Annotated in this window: 15 protein-coding genes and 1 pseudogene; 11 read left to right on the top strand and 5 right to left on the bottom strand. The window is 74.4% G+C overall.

The features are described from left to right. Positions 1-51: 51 nt before the first annotated feature. Both EDD39_RS32235 and EDD39_RS32230 read left to right on the top strand, forming a co-directional pair. A complete protein-coding gene (locus EDD39_RS32235; RefSeq protein ID WP_123562790.1) occupies positions 52-720 on the top strand; it encodes a Wzz/FepE/Etk N-terminal domain-containing protein in 669 nt (222 codons plus the stop codon). After that, on the top strand, positions 717-1,892 hold the full coding sequence (locus tag EDD39_RS32230) for a GNAT family N-acetyltransferase (protein ID WP_123562788.1): 1,176 nt from the start codon (positions 717-719) through the stop codon (positions 1,890-1,892). Before EDD39_RS32235 ends, EDD39_RS32230 begins: the two co-directional genes overlap by 4 nt. Here the strand turns inward: EDD39_RS32230 and EDD39_RS32225 are convergent. Together EDD39_RS32225 and ypfJ are read right to left on the bottom strand one after the other, a co-directional pair. Further along, positions 1,869-2,951, bottom strand: coding sequence for a glycoside hydrolase family 26 protein (locus EDD39_RS32225; protein ID WP_123562786.1), 1,083 nt, complete (start codon positions 2,949-2,951; stop codon positions 1,869-1,871). The genes EDD39_RS32230 and EDD39_RS32225 overlap by 24 nt on opposite strands. 102 nt (positions 2,952-3,053) lie before the next feature. After that, positions 3,054-3,941, bottom strand: coding sequence for a KPN_02809 family neutral zinc metallopeptidase (gene ypfJ / locus EDD39_RS32220; RefSeq protein WP_123562784.1), 888 nt, complete (start codon positions 3,939-3,941; stop codon positions 3,054-3,056). A gap of 199 nt (positions 3,942-4,140) precedes the next feature. On the opposite strand from ypfJ, the gene EDD39_RS32215 reads away from it, so the two are divergent. From EDD39_RS32215 to EDD39_RS32175, 9 genes are all read left to right on the top strand, one after another. Beyond that, positions 4,141-5,055, top strand: a complete 915-nt coding sequence (locus tag EDD39_RS32215; RefSeq protein WP_123562782.1) for a PQQ-binding-like beta-propeller repeat protein — start codon at positions 4,141-4,143, stop codon at positions 5,053-5,055. A gap of 117 nt (positions 5,056-5,172) precedes the next feature. Continuing rightward, positions 5,173-6,771, top strand: coding sequence for an ABC-F family ATP-binding cassette domain-containing protein (locus tag EDD39_RS32210; RefSeq protein ID WP_123562780.1), 1,599 nt, complete (start codon positions 5,173-5,175; stop codon positions 6,769-6,771). 348 nt (positions 6,772-7,119) lie between these two features. Then, a complete protein-coding gene (locus tag EDD39_RS32205; protein ID WP_030461122.1) occupies positions 7,120-7,353 on the top strand; it encodes a helix-turn-helix domain-containing protein in 234 nt (77 codons plus the stop codon). A 240-nt stretch (positions 7,354-7,593) separates the two neighbouring features. Further along, the gene (locus tag EDD39_RS32200; protein WP_123562778.1) at positions 7,594-8,394 is read left to right on the top strand and encodes an enoyl-CoA hydratase/isomerase family protein; all 801 of its coding nucleotides are present in this window, start codon (positions 7,594-7,596) and stop codon (positions 8,392-8,394) included. Between the two features lie 161 nt (positions 8,395-8,555). Beyond that, the gene (locus EDD39_RS32195) at positions 8,556-9,032 is read left to right on the top strand and encodes an Asp23/Gls24 family envelope stress response protein (protein ID WP_123562776.1); all 477 of its coding nucleotides are present in this window, start codon (positions 8,556-8,558) and stop codon (positions 9,030-9,032) included. A gap of 46 nt (positions 9,033-9,078) precedes the next feature. Then, positions 9,079-9,270, top strand: a complete 192-nt coding sequence (locus EDD39_RS32190) for a hypothetical protein (protein ID WP_030461125.1) — start codon at positions 9,079-9,081, stop codon at positions 9,268-9,270. After that, on the top strand, positions 9,270-9,602 hold the full coding sequence (locus EDD39_RS32185) for a hypothetical protein (RefSeq protein ID WP_123562774.1): 333 nt from the start codon (positions 9,270-9,272) through the stop codon (positions 9,600-9,602). The genes EDD39_RS32190 and EDD39_RS32185 overlap by 1 nt, the downstream gene beginning before the upstream one ends. A 56-nt stretch (positions 9,603-9,658) precedes the next feature. Next, positions 9,659-10,255: a DUF6286 domain-containing protein gene (locus EDD39_RS32180; RefSeq protein WP_123562772.1), complete on the top strand. Its 597-nt coding sequence runs from the start codon at positions 9,659-9,661 to the stop codon at positions 10,253-10,255. Continuing rightward, positions 10,252-10,887, top strand: coding sequence for an Asp23/Gls24 family envelope stress response protein (locus EDD39_RS32175; RefSeq protein WP_123817082.1), 636 nt, complete (start codon positions 10,252-10,254; stop codon positions 10,885-10,887). The genes EDD39_RS32180 and EDD39_RS32175 overlap by 4 nt, the downstream gene beginning before the upstream one ends. Positions 10,888-11,020: 133 nt before the next feature. On the opposite strand, the gene EDD39_RS32170 is transcribed toward EDD39_RS32175, so the two are convergent. From EDD39_RS32170 to EDD39_RS41610, 3 genes and pseudogenes are all read right to left on the bottom strand, one after another. Then, positions 11,021-11,776, bottom strand: a complete 756-nt coding sequence (locus tag EDD39_RS32170) for an SDR family oxidoreductase (protein ID WP_123563470.1) — start codon at positions 11,774-11,776, stop codon at positions 11,021-11,023. A 42-nt stretch (positions 11,777-11,818) separates the two neighbouring features. Continuing rightward, positions 11,819-12,739, bottom strand: a complete 921-nt coding sequence (locus tag EDD39_RS41615) for a right-handed parallel beta-helix repeat-containing protein (protein WP_244257445.1) — start codon at positions 12,737-12,739, stop codon at positions 11,819-11,821. A gap of 147 nt (positions 12,740-12,886) precedes the next feature. Beyond that, positions 12,887-13,312 (bottom strand): annotated as a pseudogene (locus EDD39_RS41610) (carbohydrate binding domain-containing protein); the annotation flags it as partial. Positions 13,313-13,469 lie beyond the last annotated feature (157 nt).

Below are 13,469 nucleotides of genomic sequence, written 5' to 3'. Positions count from 1 at the left end.
CGGGCCGCCGCGCACTGATCCGTCCGTCCCTCTCACCCCCTGGAGCCACCGATGCCCGAACCACGCCGCAGCGCCCGCGCGCTGGCCCGCCGATGGTGGCCGCTGGCCCTCGCCGTCCCGCTCGGCGCGGCGGCCGGTGCCGGCTACGCCCTCGTCTCGCACCCCAGCTACTCGGCCAGCTCCTACGTGGTGGTGGTCCCGAACAACCCCGGCGAGAACTCCACCGCCGTCAACTTCGCCCAGGCGTACGGCCGGCTCACCGGCCAGCCGCAGGTGCTGATCGGGGCCGCCGCCGAGACCGGCCGGACGGTGACCGCGCTGGCCGGGCTGGTCCGCGGCACCACCTCCCCGGACGCCCCGATGATCGAGATCACCGGCACCGGCGCCCGCGGCGAGGAGGCGGTGAAGAACGCCGACGCGGTCGCCAAGTCGCTGATCGCGTTCGGCAACGCCAGCAGCAAGGAGACCGGCGTCCGCCTGGTCCCGCTGGCCCCCGCCGCCGAGCCCGACGCCCCCGCCTCCCCGTCCGCGAGCCTGGACACCGCGGTCGGCGCGGCCGCCGGCGTGCTGGTCGGCGCCCTGGTGCTGCTCACCCGCCGCAAGCCGTCCGCCACCCCGGAAGCCCCGCAGGCCGCGGAGCCCGAGCCCGCGCTGCCCGCCCAGGCCGAGGCCGCCGAGCCCGCTCCCGGGAAGACCCGCGCCCCGGCGGCCGCCCGGTGAAGCTCCGCCAGCGGCGCGGCCCCCGGGTGCCCGCCCAGCCGGCCCGCTGCGCCGCCGACCGCGAGCAGTGGAGCGCCGAGGTGCTGCGCGCCGACGACGCCCTGGACCGGGTCGCCGACGACTGGGACGACCTGCACCGCCGCTGCGCCACCGCGACCGCCTTCCAGGCCGCCCCGTGGCTGCGCTCCTGGTGGCGCGGCTACGGCCGCCCCGGCGCGCTGGTGCTGGTGCTGGTCCGCCGCGACGGCCGGCTGGTCGGGGCCGCCGCGCTGCGCCGCCGCGGCCCGTTCGGCGGCCTGACCAACCTGGGCGCGGGCCTGGTCGACTTCACCGACGTGCTGCTCGACGACGACTGCGCCGACCGGGCCGCCGCCGAGCTGGCCGCCGCCCTGCCGCTGCACCGCCCCTGGCACAGCCTGGAGCTGCGCGAGGTGCACCCGTCGGCGGCCGTGCAGCGGGTGTACGCGCACTGGCGCGGCCGCCGGCACCGCTACGCGGACTCGCTCTGCCAGTACCTGCCGGCCGTCCCGATGGAGGAGCTGCTGAAGCGGCTGCCCGGCAAGACCGCCCAGCGCAGCCGGGTCAAGCTCCGCAGGATCGCCCAGTCCGGGGTGGTGGTGCACTCCGCGACGGCCGAGGAAGTCCCGTACACGGTGGGGGAGTTGCTGCGGCTGCACATGCTGCAGTGGCAGGACCGCGGGGTCACCCCGGAGCACCGCACCGCGCGCTTCGCCGCGCACCTGACCGAGTCGACCACCGGCCTGGTGGCGACCGGCCGGGCGGTGATACACCGGTTCGAGCTGGACGGCGAGGTGGTGGCGGTGAACCTGGTGATCCTCTGCGCCCCGTTCGGCGGCCTGTACATGTACGGCGCGCACCCCCGGCTCCGGGAGAAGCTGGACATCGCCGGGCTGCTGTTCGGCGCCGCGCTGGACGCGGTCCGCGCCGCCGGGATCCCGCAGCTCAGCCTGCTGCGCGGCCAGGAGCCGTACAAGCAGCGCTGGCGCCCGGACCAGCTGCCCAACCAGCGCCTGGTGCTCGGCCCCGGCCGGCTGGCCCCCGCGGCGGCCGCCCGCGCGCTGCGGGTCCGGGCCCGGATCGCCGTCGTGCACCTGCTGCGGACCCGGATGCCGAAGCTGAAGGAGGCGCTAGCGCAGCGGCGACTGCGGTGAGGTCCTCACCGGCCCGACGGCCCCGGAGGAGCCCGACATCAGCTGCTTGTACACCGCGGCCGACTTCGGGTTGTCCTTGCAGGCCCAGAAGCCGTGCGGGCAGTAGTCGGTGACGGTCTGGTAGGCGGTGTCGTGGGTGCGCATCCACTCCACCATCCGCCGGACGAACTCCGGGTTGTCGCCGTTGCGGAACAGCCCCCACTCCGGGTAGGACACCGGCTTGCCGCGCTTGGCGGCGAACTCGACCTGGTCCTGCAGCCCGTACGGCTCGGAGACGTACTCGTCGAAGGTGCCGCCGGCGGGCTGGTCGTAGCTGTCCATGCCGATGATGTCGACCACGTCGTCGCCCGGGTAGCAGCGCGTCCAGGGGATGGCGTCCAGCCCGCGGGTGGGGGTGAAGTCGAAGGAGAAGCGCTGGCCGGGCACCGAGCGCATCACGCCGACGATCCGCCGCCAGTACGCCTTCCAGGCCGCCGGGTCGGGCTTGCAGCGCGAGGTGTAGGTGACGCCGTTCATCTCCCAGCCGAGGGTGATGACGGTGTCGCCGCCGCCGAACGCGACCAGCTTCCGGGCCAGCCGCAGGAAGTGCTGGTCGAACTCGCCCTGGTTGCCGCGGGCCAGCAGCCGGGCCACCTCGGCGTCCGGCACGTTGCCCTCGTTCGGGACGAGCATCGGCACGCCCAGCACCAGCCGCCGCCCGGGGTCGGACTGCCGCCACTGCGACCACAGGCCGAGCACCATCGGCTCGCCCTCGACGTCCTGCCAGCCGTTGCCCGCCAGGTAGGTGTGGCCGACCTGCAGGTTGGCGTTGTTCAGCCAGGAGGACATCCGGGCGATGTTCGGGATGTAGGTGTCCCAGGAGCCGACGAACGCGCCGAACGGCACCTCGTGCACCGCCCGCTGCACCACCGGCCGGGGCGCCGCGCCGCGCGGCTGGATGGCGTCGGAGGAGAGCGCGGCGTGGCGCTCGGTCTGGCTGAGCGGGGTGCCCGAGGGCACGCTCGCGGTGGTCACCAGCAGCAGCGCGGCAGCGGCCAGGGTCAGGCGGCCGAGACGCATGGGATCTCCGTGGGTCCAGGGACGATTCCGGCCCCAGGAGCCTAGCCTGACGGACCGTCATAAATGCCCCATGTCACCCCAACGGGTCAACCCGGGGGCCGGTCAGCCGAAGGTGTCGCACTGCGCCGGGTCGCCGGTGCGGTAGCCGGTGGTGAACCACTGCTTCCGCTGCGCCGAGGAGCCGTGCGTCCAGGTCTCCGGGTTGCTGCGCCCGGTGGCCCGCTGCTGGATCCGGTCGTCGCCCACCGACTCGGCGGCGTCCAGCGCCAGTGCGATGTCCTGGTCGGTCAGCGAGGTGATCAGCGGGCGCCCGGTGGAGGGCTGCGGGGTGGTGGTGGCGTGGTGCGTCCACACGCCCGCGTAGCAGTCGGCCTGCAGCTCCAGCCTGACCGAGGCGCTGTCCGCGCCCTGCCGGTCGTTGCCGACCTTGCCCATGGTGCCCAGCAGGTCCTGCACGTGGTGCCCGTACTCGTGCGCCACCACGTACGCCTCGGCGAACGGCCCGCCCTTGGCGCCCAGCTGCCGGGTCATGTCGTCGAAGAAGCCCAGGTCGAAGTAGGCCTTGCGGTCGCCGGGGCAGTAGAACGGCCCGACCGCGGAGGTCGCGGTGCCGCAGGCGGTGGCGACCCGGTCGGTGAACAGCACGGTGTCGGCCGGGGCGTAGCTGCGGCCGCGGGCCGCGAAGTCGGCCTGCCAGTACGCCTGGACGCTGTTGACCACGGCCAGGATCCGGCAGTCCTGCCGCTTGTTGGCGTCCGCGCCGGTCCTGCAGGCCGCGCTCAGCTGGGCGGGGCTGGTGGCCTTCCCGACCGGGGGCGCGGCCGGCTGGTCGGCGGCGCCGAACATCCCCGGGTCGATGCCGAACAGCAGCGCCACGACCAGCCCGAGGATGCCGATCGCCCCGCCGCCGACCGCCAGTCCGCCGCCGGGGATGCCGCGCCGGTCCTGCACCTGTGAGGCGTCGAGCTCCGCCTCGTCGTCGAACTGCATTCCGTCTCACCTCTGTAACAGTCGGTCGGGCCACCGCACGGGTACCCTAACGGGCCGCGTCCATCCGCCCGCCCGGCTGACCCGCAGGTCGGGCCGGGTCGCGTCAGGCCCGGATAAAGGTCTGGACCAGTGACACGCCCGGGCGGGCCGGGCGGTAAACCGGGGGCTCCCGTCAGTACCCGCCGGATAAACTCCGCCCGTGTCCTTCAACCCGCTGCGAAGCCTGTCGCCCCGCTCGGCCCTGCCCGCCGCCGCCGTCCTGCTGGTCCTCGCGGCCGGTGCGGCGGCCCACGCCAACCGGCCCGAGCCGTTCGGCGACCGGGTGGTCCCCGGCGCGTCGGACGCCAGCCCGGTGAGCGCGCAGTCGACCGGCGCGGAGCAGGCCGACCTCCAGGTGGGCCCCGGCGTGGAGGCCTACTCGCGGTCCACCGGCGAGCGCCTGTGGTCCTACCGCCGGGAGGGCGCCACCGCGCTGCACCTGGCCCGGGTCGGCGAGGACGCCGTGGTGCTCTGGGACGACGGCATGATCACCGCGGTCAACACCGCCGACCACTCGGTGCGCTGGCACCGCGGCTTCCCGGACCTCGCCGACTGGCTGCGCGCCGACGGCGAGCCGGGCGCGGACACCCGCACCGAGGAGCAGCGCAAGCAGACCATGCTGCAGCGCGCCGCCGACGCGCTGCACCCGTCCGACGACAAGGTCAACGACGCGTTCGTGACGGTGGTCACCCCCGGCCTGCTGATGGGCTTCCGCGAGCGCGACGGCGACCTGCGCTTCAACTCCCGCCCCCCGGCGGGCTGCGACTTCGACCCGGCGCGCACCGCGCAGACCGACGACGCGGTGCTGGTGCCGCGGCTGTGCCCGCCGGCCGGCGGCTCGGCCGCCCGCCAACTGCCCGGCGGCGTCATGGTGTTCTCGCTCACCGACCACGGCGGCTTCCTCAACACCGGCCCGGACGTGGTGATGCGCCCGCTGGACGGCCACCGGGTGATGGTCGAGGACGGCCCGGTGATCGGCAGCTGGGTGTACGACACCACCCTCGGCACCCGCGAGGCCGCCTGCGGCACCGCCGCCGTCCCGTTCGCCGCGGCCCGCCCGTCCTGCGGGAAGTGAGCGCCGTCACCGGTCCGGAAGCCGCGTCGGCCGGCGCGAAAAAGAGTTCGCCGATGCTCCCGTAAACTTGGGTCCGATGGCTGAGAGCCATACCCACGCCGAGGAGAGACCCCAGCCATGATTTCCGCGAACGCCCTGGAGCTTCGTGCCGGTGCCCGCATCCTGATCGAGTCCGCCAGCTTCCGGATCGCCCCGGGCGACCGGATCGGCCTGGTCGGCCGCAACGGCGCGGGCAAGACCACGCTGACGAAGGTGCTGGCCGGCGAGGGCCTCCCGGCCGGCGGCACGGTCACCTCCTCCGGCGAGGTCGGCTACCTCCCGCAGGACCCGCGCACCGGAGACCTCGACGTCCTCGCCCGGGACCGCATCCTGTCCGCCCGCGGCCTCGACACCGTGCTGAGGAAGATGCGCGAGAACGAGGAGCGGATGGCCAACGGCAAGGGCGCCACCCGCGACAACGCGATGAAGAAGTACGCCCGGCTGGAGACCGAGTTCCTCACCAAGGGCGGCTACGCCGCCGAGGCGGAGGCCGCCACCATCGCCGCCGCGCTCGGCCTGCCCGACCGCATCCTCGGCCAGGAGCTGCACACCCTCTCCGGCGGCCAGCGCCGCCGCGTCGAGCTGGCCCGGATCCTCTTCTCGGACGCCGACATCCTGCTGCTCGACGAGCCCACCAACCACCTCGACGCGGACTCCATCGCCTGGCTGCGGGACTTCCTGAAGACCTACAAGGGCGGCTTCATCGTCATCTCGCACGACGTCGAGCTGGTCGAGACGGTCGTCAACAAGGTCTTCTACCTGGACGCCAACCGCTCCGCCATCGACATCTACAACATGGGCTGGAGGCAGTACCAGCAGCAGCGCGAGGACGACGAGAAGCGCCGCAAGCGCGAGCGGGCCAACGCGGAGAAGAAGGCCGCGACGCTCAACTCGCAGGCCGACAAGATGCGCGCCAAGGCCACCAAGACGGTCGCCGCGCAGAACATGGCCCGCCGCGCCGAGAAGCTGCTCTCCGGCCTGGAGCAGGTCCGGGTCTCCGACAAGGTCGCCAAGCTCCGCTTCCCGGACCCGGCCCCGTGCGGCAAGACCCCGCTGACGGCCGAGGGCCTGTCGAAGTCCTACGGCTCGCTGGAGATCTTCACCGACGTGGGCCTGGCGATCGACCGCGGCTCCCGGGTCGTCATCCTCGGCCTCAACGGCGCGGGCAAGACCACCCTGCTGCGGATGCTCGCGGGCGTGGAGCAGCCGGACACCGGCGAGGTGATCCCCGGCCACGGCCTGAAGATCGGCTACTACGCGCAGGAGCACGAGACGCTCGACCCCGAGCGCAGCGTGCTGGAGAACATGCGCTCCTCCGCGCCGGACACCGACCTGGTGCAGATCCGCAAGATCCTCGGCTCCTTCCTGTTCTCCGGCGACGACGTGGACAAGCCCGCCGGGGTGCTCTCCGGCGGCGAGAAGACCCGGCTCGCGCTGGCCTCGCTGGTCGTCTCCAGCGCCAACGTGCTGCTGCTCGACGAGCCCACCAACAACCTCGACCCGGCCAGCCGCGAGGAGATCCTCGGCGCGCTGCGCACCTTCACCGGCGCGGTCGTGCTGGTCACCCACGACGAGGGCGCGGTCGAGGCGCTCCAGCCGGAGCGGATCATCCTGCTCCCCGACGGCGTCGAGGACCTGTGGAGCCCCGCCTACCACGACCTGGTGTCGCTGGCCTGACCACCGCCCGCCCGGGCCGCCGCCCGGACCGGGCGGGTGGACGCGGGGTCCACCACCGGTACGAGAAGAACTCGTCCTCCGTCGATCCCGGGAACACCGGGAGGTGCGTCTCCGTTCTCCGTCCGGCCGCGCGCGGTTTGCCCGCTGACGGTCCGGGCTGAGCAGCGGATTCGCTCACCGCGGTGAACGACCGAGGGGCGCGCGCACCCTCCGTGAGCGCCCTGGTGCGGAGCGCGCACCACCGCTCGAGCCTGCTTTCCCGCGACGGACCTTGTCGAATGGGTGGCCAGGAGCCTTGCAATGGGTGATCATGGGATTCTGACCGATCACCTCTACGAGGAGGCACGGGTGGCCGAGACTCTGAAAAAGGGCAGCCGGGTAACAGGTGCCGCGCGTGAGAAGCTCGCGGCCGATCTCAAGAAGAAGTACGACTCCGGGGCGAGCATCCGCGCCCTCGCGGAGGAGACGGGCCGGTCCTACGGCTTCGTCCACCGCATGCTCAGCGAGTCCGGGGTCAACCTCCGGGGCCGTGGCGGAGCCACCCGCGGCAAGGGCAAGGCCACTGCCGCTGCCGGTTCCTGACGGTCCGTCACCCCGGGCGGGCGACACCCGAGCAGCTCCGGCCGCCCCGGCTCACCATCGCGCTGCTCGCCATGCACGATGCTCCACAACGGATCGGCGGCCGGGTTCTCCCGAGCCGCCGACCGCCGTTTCCGGGCCCGGCGCGGACCGTTCCTGTACGCGGGTCGGCCGCTTTGTTACTCTCCAGTAGCCCGTCGGGGTCGGCGGGCAGCCCCGCCCCGCCGCTGGAAGGTAACCGCCATGACCACCGACATCCCCGACGCCGACCGCACCGCGTGGGAGAAGGCGGGCGTCCGCCTCGACCTGGACGGCGAACTCGCCACCGTCACCCTCTGTGACCCCACCCGCCGCAACGCCCAGACCCCCGCGATGTGGCGCGCCCTCGCCGCCGTCGGCCGCGCGCTGCCCGGCACCGTCCGGGTCGTCCTGCTCCGCGGCGAGGGCAGCTCCTTCTCGGCCGGCCTCGACCGCGCCATGTTCACCCCCGAGGGCATCCCCGGCGAGACCGGCTTCCTCCAGCTCGCCGCCTCCCCGGACGCCGAGCTCGACGCCACCATCGCCTTCTACCAGGAGGCCTTCACCTGGTGGCGCCGCACCGACCTGGTCACCGTCGCCGCCGTCCAGGGCCACGCGGTCGGCGCGGGCTTCCAGCTCGCCCTCGCCTGCGACCTGCGGGTGGTCGCCGAGGACGTCCAGTTCGCCATGAAGGAGACCTCCCTCGGCCTGGTCCCCGACCTCACCGGCACCAAGCCGCTCACCGAACTCGTCGGCTACGCCCGCGCCCTGGAGATCTGCGCCACCGGCCGCCGGATCGGCGCGGACGAGGCCGTCGCCATCGGCCTCGCCAACCTCGCCGTCCCCGCGGACGACCTCCACGCTGCCGCCGCCGACCTGGCCGCCGCGCTGCTGGCCGCCCCCCGCAACGCCGTCATCGAGACCAAGTCCCTGCTGCGCGGCGCGATCGACCGCACCTACGACCAGCAGCGCGCCGCCGAGCGCGAGTCCCAGGCCCGCCGCCTCCGCGACCTCGCGGGCCGCTGACCGGCCGCACGACACCAGCAGGGGCGCGGCCGCCGGGCCGCGCCCCTGCCGGCGTGTCCGGTGCGCCCGTCCGCAGGCACCCGTGCTGCGCACCGCGTGGCGAAATGTCAGGGTTGGGAGGAAGTGCGATATAGCTGGTGTCGAACGTCAGGAGACCCGAGATGACGCAGCCTCACACCCCCACCCCCGCGGACCTGCAGAAGAGCGCGACGGAGAACCGGCCGAGCGGTGAGCGCGGCCGTACCGCCCTCGCGGTCGGAGTGGTGGAGAAGATCGCCGGCATGGCGGCCCGGGAGGTGTCGGGCATCCACGCGCTGGGCTCGGGGTTCTCCCGGACGTTCGGGGCGATGCGGGACCGGGTGCCGGGCTCGAAGTCCAGCGTGGGGCGCGGGATCAAGGCGGAGGTCGGCGAGAAGCAGACCGCCATCGACATCGCGCTGGTGGTCGAGTACGGGGTGGTGATCCCCGCGCTGGCCGGCGAGGTGCGGTCGAACATCATCGAGGCGGTCGAGCGGATGACCGGCCTGGAGGTGGTCGAGGTGAACATCGCCGTCAACGACGTCCACCTGCCCGACGAGGAGGACGAGGACGAGGAGGAGGAGTCCGCCTCCTCCGGCCGGCGTCCCCGCGTGCAGTGAGTCGTGACCGTCCCGAGTGCCGAGCGGAAAGCCGAAGGAGTAGCGGATGAATCTGGCGTTGGTGGGCCTGCTCGCGGGCATGGCCCTCGGCTTCGCCGGCTACTTCGGCGGTTTCGCCGCGTTCCTGCTGGTGGCGGTGCTCGGGGCGGTGGGTTTCGTGGTCGGGCGGCTGATCGAGGGGGACATCGAGCTCGGTGACCTCGGCGACCTGCTGCGCGGCCGGGACCGGCGGCGCTGATGGCCCACCCGGGGGTGGTCGCGCAGCGCGGCGGCGAACGGGTCGCGGACCGGGTGTACCGGCGGATCGCGGCCCGCGCCGCCGCCGACGCGCTCGCCCCGGCCTGGCGGGACCGGCCCGGGCCGGTCCCCCGCCCGAAGGTCTCGGCGCTGTTCTCGCACGGCCGGGTCCGGCTGACGCTGCACCTGGAACTGCCGTTCCCGTCCGATGTCGGCACGCTGGCCCGGACGGCCCGGGACGCGGCCTGCCGCACCGTCGCCGAGCTGACCGGCACGCCGGTGACCGGCGCGGACGTGATCGTGGACCGGCTGCACCCGGCGGCCGCCGGATGACCGCGCCGGGACCGGAGCCGCGGCCGGAGCCGCGGCCCGTCCGGAGGGCGGAGCCGGTGCACGGGAGCGGGCCGAGCGGGCTGGAGGCCAGGCGGCGGCGGGCCGGGCGGTGGCTGCGCTCCCAGCGGGCGGTGCCGGCCGCGCTGGTGGTGGCGGTGCTGCTGGTGGCGTCCGGCGCGCTGCTGTACGACGTGATCGCGGTGCGGGCCGGCGGGCAGGCCAGGCCCTGGCGGCGGGAGCTGTCGGAGCAGTTGGCGACCCGCCACCTGGACGACCCGTGGGTGCTGGGCATCGCGGGCGGCGCGGTCGCCCTCGGGCTGCTGCTGCTGTGGCTGGCGTTCGCCCGCGGCCTGCGCGGCTGGCTCGCGCTGGAGCCGCGCGGGGCGGCGATCCACCGCAGCGCGGTCGCCGCACTGATCGCCGGGCGCGCCCGGCGGCGCGCCGACGTGCACTCCTGGCAGGTGAAGGTCGGCCGGCGGCGCACCCGGGTCACGCTGACCGGCACCACCGACCCGGCCGGGGCGGAGCGCGAACTGCGGGCCGAACTGGACCGGATCCCGCTGGCCGCGCCGCACCGGCTGGACGTCCGCACCCGGCCGGTGCACGAGCGCCACCACCGCCGGGAACTCGCCGAGTGGGAGCCGCCCCGATGAGCCGACGCGCCGTCAACCGCACCCTGCTGGCCCTGGTCGGGCTGGCCCTGCTGGCGGGCGGGGCCCTGGTGCTGCTCGGCGGGCTCGACGCCTACCGGCACCTCGGGATCACCCCGCCCCACTGGTGGCCGCTCACCTCGCCCGACCAGCCCGTGCTCAGCACGGCCAGCCGCACCCGCTGGACCGACCGCGACTGGTGGTGGCCGGTGGCGATCGCGGTGCCCGCGCTGGTGGTCCTCGGCTGCCTGTGGTGGCTGTTCTCCCAACTGCGCCGGGGCGGCCCGGCCGGGGTCGACCTGCCCTCGCCCGCGGCGCCCGGCGAACCGCACTTCGCCCTGCACGTGCGCAGCCGGGCGGTCGAGGACGCGATCGAGGCCGAGACGGTGGCGCTCCCGGGCGTCGACCGGGTCACCGCCAAGGTCACCGGGGCGGCCCGCCGCCCCGAGGTGCACACCGCCGTCCGGCTCGCCCCCGGCGCCGACACCGCCGCCCTGCTCGCCGCCTACCGCACCGGCCCGGTCGAGCACGCCCGCCACTCGCTGGGCCTGACGTCGCTCCCCGCCCAACTGCGGCTGCGGGGCGCGAAGCCCCGCCGCGAGCGCTCCGGCAAGAAGGCCCCGCGGGTGAAGTAGCCGGGAGGGCGCGGTGCGGACCGGTGCGGAACCAGGGGCGCGGGGTGGGGCGAGCGGTTGTCCCGCTTCGCGATCCGGCTGTGCGGGCCCGGCCGGCCGCCCGGTTCCTCGCGCCCCTGGCTGCGTATCGGCGCTACAGGCTGCGGATGGCTCCGCCGTCGACCGGGAGCATCAGGCCGGTGAGGTAGGAGGCGGCGGGGGAGAGCAGGAAGGCGGCGGTGCGGCCGAACTCCTCGGGGGTGCCGTAGCGGCGCAGCGGGATGCCCTCGGCGGCGGCCTCGCGGGCGGCGGCGGGGTCGGCGGCGAGGGAGTCGAGTTCGCGGACCCGGTCGGTGTCGATCCGGCCGGGGAGCAGGCCGAGGACGCGGATGCCGCGCGGGCCGAGTTCGTCGGCGAGGGTCTTGGCGGCCATGGCGAGGCCGGGGCGCAGGCCGTTGGAGATGCCGAGGCCGCCGATCGGCTGGCGGACCGAGGTGGAGAGCACGAAGGCGATGACGCCCCCGGCGGGGAGGCGTTCGGCGGCGGTGCGGGCCAGCCGCAGGGCGCCGAGGAAGACGGAGTCGAACGCGCTGCGCCAGGCGTCGTCGGTGGCGGTGGCGACCGGGCCGGCGGCGGGGCCGCCGACGCTGATCAGGATGCCGTCGAAGCCGTCGAAGCGGCTGCGGGCGGCGTCGATCAGGCGCTGCGGGGTGGCCGGGTCGGCGTTGTCGGCGCCGACGCCGTGGGCGTTCTCGCCGAGGTCGGCCGCGGCGGCGGTGGCGGCCGCCTGGGTGCGGCCGGTGACGATCACTTTGGCGCCTTCGGCGACGAGTTGCCGGGCGGTGGCGTGGCCGAGGCCCCGGGTCGCGCCGGTGACCACGTACACCTTGTCCTTGAGTCCGAGATCCATGCCGACCATTCTCGCCGGTCGGCACGGATCCCGGACGGCGGGTCAGCCCACCGGGATGCCGGGGTTGACCAGGGTGGTGCCTCCGGTGACGGTGTTGTCGGCGGTGACGGTGACCGGGCAGGCGGCGCTGTAGTTGGTGACGTCGATCGCGTACTTGGCGGCGTTGGCGCCGTTCGCGCCGGTCAGGTCGGACCTGTTGCCCCGGAAGACGGTGCCGCAGCCCCAGCCGGGCTGCTGGGTGTGGGTCTGGTAGCCGTCGTTCATGGTGCGCACGCCGGTGTTGTTCTCGATGACGTAGCCGTTGCCCTTCACGTCGACCCAGGAGTCGTCGTAGTTGATGTTCGTCAGGCCGCTGCCGTCGAAGCGGTTGCCGGAGACCAAGCCGCCGGTGGTGCCCTCCTTGAGGTCGATGTTCTCGGCGCCGATGTTGGGGCCGATGGTGTTGCCGACGATCTGCACGTAGTCGCTCTTGTCGGTGAGCGTGTTGGCGGTGCCGACGTAGACGCCCTCGCCCTTGCCGTCGTGGGCGGTGCCGGTGTCGTGCACGGTCGAGTTGCGCAGCACGCCGTGGCTGGAGGAGTTGCGGAAGTGCACGCCCTCCATGGTGGTGTGGTGGACCGTCACGCCGTCGAGCACCACGTAGTCCGAGGAGTCGACCATGATGCCCTTCTGGGCGTTGGTGACGGTGATGCCCTGGACGGTCCAGTAGGGGGCGCCTGCCAGCGAGAGGCCGTAGCCGCCGCCGGTGGAGGTGGTGAGGACGGCGTTCGGCGAGCCGGTCAGGGTGATCCGGGCGGCGGCCGTGCCCGCCGTGGTGATCTTGAAGTTGCCGCTGTAGGTGCCGTCGGCGAGCTGGATGGTGCGGCCGGGGACGGCGGCGCTCAGCGCGGCCTGCAGCTCCTTGGCGGTGGAGACCCGGACGGTGTTCGCGGCGGCCGAGGAGGCCGGGGCGGACGGCGACAGGGTGGCGTCGCCCTGGCCCGGGGTGCTGGTGGACGGGGAGGGCGAGGGGGGCGCGGACGGTGAGGGGGAGGTCGTCGGGACGGCGCCGAGGGCGGTCAGCGAGACGTCGTCGGCCTGGTAGGGGCTGCCGTACCAGCCGCTGAGGGCGACCGTCACCCGGGTGGTGTCCGGGCCGGTGGTGAAGGTGCGGGTGAGCTGCGTCCAGCCGGCGGCGTTCGCCCAGGTGGAGGTGGACACGCCGGTGCCGGTGGCGGCGAGGGTGACGTAGGAGCCCTTCACCCAGGCGGACAGGGTGTAGCCGGTGTTCGGTCGGACGTCGACGCCCTGGGTGCACGGGGCGAGGTCGCCCGCGCCGGGGGTGGCGCTCAGCGCGGCGGCGCCGGAGTGCGGCCCGGAGGCGGTGAGGGCGGCGGTGCCGGTGCAGCTCCAGGGGGAGAGCGCGCCGGACTCGAAGCCGCCGTTGGCCAGGAGTTCGGTGGCCGCGCCGGCCTGGGCGGGCAGCAGGGCCAGCACGGCGGAGCCCAGGGCCAGGGCGCCGGTCGCGGCGGCGCCGCGGTGGAGGCGGTGCGTCATGGAAGTCGCTCCAGAGTGGGGGAAAGAGCGTTCAGGGCATGTGCACGGCCAATTTGGACTAGACCAATACGGGGCGTCAATGGGTGTGCGCCGACCGGGTGTCGATGGCGCGCGGCCGGGAACCGTCCGAAGATGGGGGAATCGGACCACCCACCCG

Source organism: Kitasatospora cineracea (genome assembly GCF_003751605.1).
Lineage (GTDB): Bacteria > Actinomycetota > Actinomycetes > Streptomycetales > Streptomycetaceae > Kitasatospora > Kitasatospora cineracea.
The sequence above is the reverse complement of the archived record's forward strand: the minus strand, read 5'-3'. Positions and strand labels throughout refer to the sequence as shown.

Coding starts and splice junctions, on each gene's coding strand:
- EDD39_RS32185 (WP_123562774.1), top strand. CDS start 9,270: ATGGCCCACCCGGGGGTGGTCGCGCAGCGCGGCGGCGAACGGGTCGCG.
- EDD39_RS32170 (WP_123563470.1), bottom strand. CDS start 11,776: ATGGATCTCGGACTCAAGGACAAGGTGTACGTGGTCACCGGCGCGACC.
- EDD39_RS32175 (WP_123817082.1), top strand. CDS start 10,252: ATGAGCCGACGCGCCGTCAACCGCACCCTGCTGGCCCTGGTCGGGCTG.
- EDD39_RS32225 (WP_123562786.1), bottom strand. CDS start 2,951: ATGCGTCTCGGCCGCCTGACCCTGGCCGCTGCCGCGCTGCTGCTGGTG.
- EDD39_RS32190 (WP_030461125.1), top strand. CDS start 9,079: ATGAATCTGGCGTTGGTGGGCCTGCTCGCGGGCATGGCCCTCGGCTTC.
- EDD39_RS32210 (WP_123562780.1), top strand. CDS start 5,173: ATGATTTCCGCGAACGCCCTGGAGCTTCGTGCCGGTGCCCGCATCCTG.
- EDD39_RS32195 (WP_123562776.1), top strand. CDS start 8,556: ATGACGCAGCCTCACACCCCCACCCCCGCGGACCTGCAGAAGAGCGCG.
- EDD39_RS32235 (WP_123562790.1), top strand. CDS start 52: ATGCCCGAACCACGCCGCAGCGCCCGCGCGCTGGCCCGCCGATGGTGG.
- ypfJ (WP_123562784.1), bottom strand. CDS start 3,941: ATGCAGTTCGACGACGAGGCGGAGCTCGACGCCTCACAGGTGCAGGAC.
- EDD39_RS32200 (WP_123562778.1), top strand. CDS start 7,594: ATGACCACCGACATCCCCGACGCCGACCGCACCGCGTGGGAGAAGGCG.